At 62.6% G+C, this 4,754-nt stretch carries 5 protein-coding genes; 4 read left to right on the top strand and 1 reads right to left on the bottom strand.

Annotation, left to right across the window (positions count from 1 at the left end):
* From RMO81_RS03180 to RMO81_RS03165, 4 genes are all read left to right on the top strand, one after another.
* Window positions 1-399, top strand: a 399-nt coding sequence (locus tag RMO81_RS03180) for an SRPBCC family protein (protein ID WP_310474287.1), incomplete at its 5' end; no start/stop codon positions are given.
* 108 nt (window positions 400-507) lie between these two features.
* The gene (locus tag RMO81_RS03175; protein WP_310474286.1) at window positions 508-1,695 is read left to right on the top strand and encodes a toxic anion resistance protein; all 1,188 of its coding nucleotides are present in this window, start codon (window positions 508-510) and stop codon (window positions 1,693-1,695) included.
* A gap of 1 nt (window position 1,696) precedes the next feature.
* Complete coding sequence (locus RMO81_RS03170) at window positions 1,697-2,404, top strand: hypothetical protein (RefSeq protein ID WP_310474285.1); 708 nt, start codon at window positions 1,697-1,699, stop codon at window positions 2,402-2,404.
* Between the two features lie 74 nt (window positions 2,405-2,478).
* Entirely contained in the window at window positions 2,479-4,059 is a 1,581-nt protein-coding gene (locus RMO81_RS03165; RefSeq protein WP_310474284.1) for a peroxidase family protein, read from the top strand.
* Here the strand turns inward: RMO81_RS03165 and dapE are convergent.
* The coding region (gene dapE, locus RMO81_RS03160) for a succinyl-diaminopimelate desuccinylase (protein WP_310474283.1) at window positions 4,056-4,754 on the bottom strand (699 nt) is incomplete at its 5' end. The genes RMO81_RS03165 and dapE overlap by 4 nt on opposite strands.

The following is a 4,754-nucleotide window of genomic DNA, read 5'->3' as shown; positions in this document are numbered from 1 at the left end:
GTGGCGCGGCTGGCGGCGCTGGAAGGCATGGACCTTGACGACATGCGCGACCTGCGGCGCACGATGACCTTCACCTATAATCTCACCCCCGGCACGGTGATCGTGGCCAGCCCGGACTATATCAACATCATGGTGGTGATGCCGCGCGGCGTGAATGAAACCTGGGTCGAGGATTTCATGCTGATCCCGGAACCGCCGCGCGATGAAAAGGCAGAACGGCATTGGGCGAAAAGCTGGGCGCTGCTGGATGGCGCCGTGTTCGGTGCCGAGGATTTTCGCGCCGCCGCGCTGGGCCATGAGGGGCTGACGTCGGGCGCGGTCGATCATGTGCTGATCGGCGGGCTGGAACAGGGCATCGGCACGCATTACGACACACTTGCCGGGCTGATGGCCGAATAGGCCGGGTTTTTCAGCGGCGGCCCCTTGCAAATGCGTGTCGCAATCCTAACACAGTAGCAAGCAGACGCCGCTGCTGATAGGCTGGCGCGTCAACAGGTGAGGATACGCATGTCGGAAGAAGTCGCCATCAAGCTGGAAGCCCCTGTTGCGGTGAGCGCCATTGCGCCCGCCAAGGCTGCGGGCCTGGTGCCCCTGAAGGATCAGGAAAAGGCCGCGCTTGAAACCAAGGTGGAAGCCTTCATCGACGAACTGGTGGCGATCGATGCCTCCAGCCCGGAATTCGGCAAGAAAGTTGATGCGCTGGCCAATCTGGGCGCGACCGAAATTGCCCGCGCTGCTGCCCAGTCCAACCGCTTTCTTGATCGGCCGACCCGCGCCATCAACAAGGAAACCGGGATTGGTGCCGATCTCGTGTCGCTCCGCAAGATCGTCGAGGATCTTGATCCCGGCAAGAATGGCAAGCTGCAGGGCCGCAAGAAGCTGTTTGGCCTGATCCCGTTCGGCGGTGACAAATTGCGGTCGTATTTTGACAGCTACAAGAGCGCGCAAGGCAATATCAACGCCATCCTGGGCGCGCTGAAAAGCGGCAAGGATGAGCTGCTGAAAGACAATATCGCCGTTGACGACGAGCGCACCAAGCTGTGGGACGCGATGGGCAAGCTGGAACAGATGGTCCACATGTCCAAGGTGCTCGACGCCAAGCTGGAAGAGCGGGCGACCGATCTGGATGTCGTTGATCCGGCCAAGGCCAAGGTCATCCGCGAAAATGCGTTGTTCTATGTGCGACAGCGCACCCAGGATCTGCTGACCCAGCTGGCTGTATCGGTGCAGGGCTATCTGGCGCTCGATCTGGTCAAGAAGAACAATATCGAACTGATGAAGGGCGTGGACCGCGCCAGCACGACGACGGTGAGCGCGCTGCGCACCGCGGTGACCGTGGCCGAAGCCATGACCAACCAGAAACTGGTGCTGGAACAGATCACCTCGTTGAACACCACGACGGCGGGCATCATCGATTCCACTGGCGAACTGCTGAAAACCAACACCGCCACCATCCACGAACAGGCGGCGGCCTCCACCATCCCGGTGGAAACGCTGCAGCGCGCCTTCCAGAACGTTTATCAGACGATGGACGCCATCGACAATTTCAAGCTGAAATCGCTGGAAGCGATGAAGACCACGGTCGACACGCTGTCGGTCGAGGTCGAGAAGAGCCGGGCCTATGTGGCGCGGGCGCAAGGCCAGGCTGAAGCCCAGAATGCCGGGCCGCAGAACAGCCTTTCTGCCCTGAACTGAGATGGCAACAGGCGCTCCTTTCGACGAGGCGGAAGCCCGGCGGCGCCGGCTGGCGCGGGCCGAAGCCATGCAGATGGCGCGCAGCCGGCGCTGGGAAAAGCGCAAGGCCAACATGGCGACGCGGGTAACGCGCGGCATGATGACCTTTGGCGCCATGCTGGCGGCGCTCACCGTTTATGGCTGGGTGTCGGGCGGGCTGGGCATTGGCCTGTTCCTGCTGGCGCTGCTGCTGCTGCCGATGGCCGGCATTGGCGGCATGCTGCTGCCGGTGGGCGGGCCGGATGCCGACGATATCGACAAGGCACCGCCAGCCGAACTGCCAGCGATTACCGAGGCGTTTCTGGATCGCCAGCGCAAGCAACTGCCGCGCCTGGCTGCGCCGCAACTGGATGCGATTGCAGTGCAGCTGGCGGCGCTGGAAAAACAGCTGGCCCGTGTGCCCGCCGATCACCCGGTCGCACAGGACATTGGCCGCCTGCTTGGCAATCATCTGCCCGAACTGGTTGACCGTTATACCCGCATCCCGCCGCTGCAGCGCACCGGCCTGGTCGAACACGACGGCCGCACCCCCGAAGCCACGGTGATGGACGGGTTGAAGACGGTCGAAGCCGAATTGGCACGCGCTTCGGCGACATTGGCCGAAAGCGACCGCGACGGGCTGCGGGTGCAGGGCAAGTTTCTGGAAGCGCGTTACAACGAAGGCCAATAGCGCGACATGACAAGCCGCCGCTGACCTGATAGTCTGCGCCGCAGGGTCGTATCCTTTGGTGGGGAGGTAAGGCCATGTCTTTGCTGTCGATTGTGATCAAGGCGCTGGATGCGTTCGATCTGGACGATGATATCAACCGGTTCGTGATCGACCGGACCGTGAATGTCACCCGCAACCGCCCGCATCCGTGGTCGACCAGGCATGATTATATCAGTTGGTCCGGCCTGACGGATCGCACCTATAATGCGCGGTTGCTGCCGGCCAAGCCGCCCTCCGGAGACGGGCGGGGCACCAGTCGGCCGCCGCTGGATCAGGTCGCGGCGCTGTTTGCACGGCTGCCCGGCACCAACCAGCGCCTGTGCGTGAAATCGACCGGGCTGTTCCCGGCCTTCGCGCAATATCTTACCGATGGCTTCATCCGCACCATGTTGCACAATGATGATGCCAAGGAAGATCGCCGCCGCACGACATCGAACCACGAGATTGACCTGTCGCCGCTGTATGGCCGCACCGAAACGCAGACACTGGCGCTCAGGGCGGGCAACGGTGGCCGGCTGAAAAGCCAGCTGCTGAACGGCGAGGAATATTCGCCTTTCCTGTATGGCGCCGATGGTGCGGTGAAGCCGGAATTTGCCGGGCTCGACCTGCCGTTGGGCCTGAAGAACGTGACGCCGGCCGGCAAGGCCACGCTGTTTGCCGTGGGCGGTGACCGGGTGAACGCCGTGCCGCAGACCGCGATGCTGAACACGCTGTTCCTGCGCGAACATAATGGGGTGGCGGCGATGCTGGCCAAGGACAATCCGGCCTGGGACGATGATCGCCTGTTCGAAACGGCGCGCAACATCCTGATCGTGATGTTCATCAAGATCGTGGTTGAGGAATATATCAACCACATCAACACCACCGAATTCAAGCTGCAGTGCGATCCAAAAGTGGCCTGGCGGGCGAAGTGGAACCGGCCCAACTGGATGACGGCGGAGTTCAGCCTGCTGTATCGCTGGCATGGGCTGGTGATGGAAAACGTGACCTGGGGTGACAAGGCGCATCCCGGCAACTCGACATTGCTCAACAACAGCCTGCTGCTGGGCAGCGGCCTGGCCGATAGCTTCGTCAACACCGCTGCCAACCGCACCGCCAGCCTGGGACTGGAAAACGCCGCCAGCTTCATGATGTTTGCCGAAAAAGGCGCCATCAACCAGGCCCGCATCAACAATGTTGCCAGCTACAATGATTACCGCGTCGCCATGGGCATGGAACCGGCGCGCAATTTTGCCGCCGTCGTTGGCAGCAGCGACAAGCCGGACGAACAGGCGCGGCTGACGGCCTTGGCAAAGCGGCTGGAGGGCCTTTACGGCGATGTGGGCAATGTCGAATATTATGTTGGCCTGTTTGCCGAACGGGTGGAAAAGAACGGCCCGTTGCCCGAACTCGTGTCGTCGATGGTGGCCATGGACGCCTTCAGCCAGGCGCTGACCAACCCGCTGTTGAGCGAGCATGTGTGGGGCAATCCGCACAACAAGAAACTCGCCTTCACCGATGCCGGCATCAAGTTGATCGAGAACACCCAGACGCTGCGGGACATCTTGGCCCGCAACAGCACGGGGCTGGGCACGCGTTTCGTCGGCATGACCCGCAAGGAATGGAAGCGGATTTAGGTCAGCGCGCGGCGCAGCACGGCTTCGTAAATCGCCGCGAGGCCGGTGATGTCGGCCACGGCAGCGTGTTCGTCCACCTTGTGCATCGATTGGCCGGGCAGGCCGAATTCGACGACCGGGCACAGGCGGCGGATGAAGCGCGCATCCGATGTGCCGCCGGTGGTGGAAAGCTCTGGCGCAAGGCCGGTGACGTCGTTGATGGCGGCGCTGACCAAGGATGACAGCGGGCCGGGCAAGGTGAGGAAGGCTTCGCCGGAAATCTTGATTTCGACATGGCTTGCCGGCGCGTGCGCGGCAACGGTGGTGCGGATCCAGTCGGCCAGCGCGGCGCCCGTGTGTTCGTTGTTGAAGCGGATGTTGAGCCGGGCGCGGGCCTGGGCCGGGATCAGGTTGGTTGCGGGGTTGCCGACCGACAGATCGGTGATTTCCAGATTGGAGGCCTGGAACCAGTCGTTACCGGTATCGAGCACGCGCGCCTTCAGTTCGGCCAGGATGGCAATCAGCCGCGTGATCGGATTGTCGGCCATGTGCGGATAGCCGACATGGCCTTGCGCGCCATTGACCGTGATCCACGCGTTGAGGCTGCCGCGCCGGCCGATCTTCATCATGTCGCCCAGCCGCTGCTGCGAGGTCGGTTCGCCAACAAGGCAGAGATCGGGCACCAGGCCTTGTGCCTCCATCCAGTCCAGCATCAT

The organism is Sandarakinorhabdus sp. (genome assembly GCF_031422795.1).
Taxonomy (GTDB): domain Bacteria; phylum Pseudomonadota; class Alphaproteobacteria; order Sphingomonadales; family Sphingomonadaceae; genus Sandarakinorhabdus.
The sequence above is the reverse complement of the archived record's forward strand: the minus strand, read 5'-3'. Positions and strand labels throughout refer to the sequence as shown.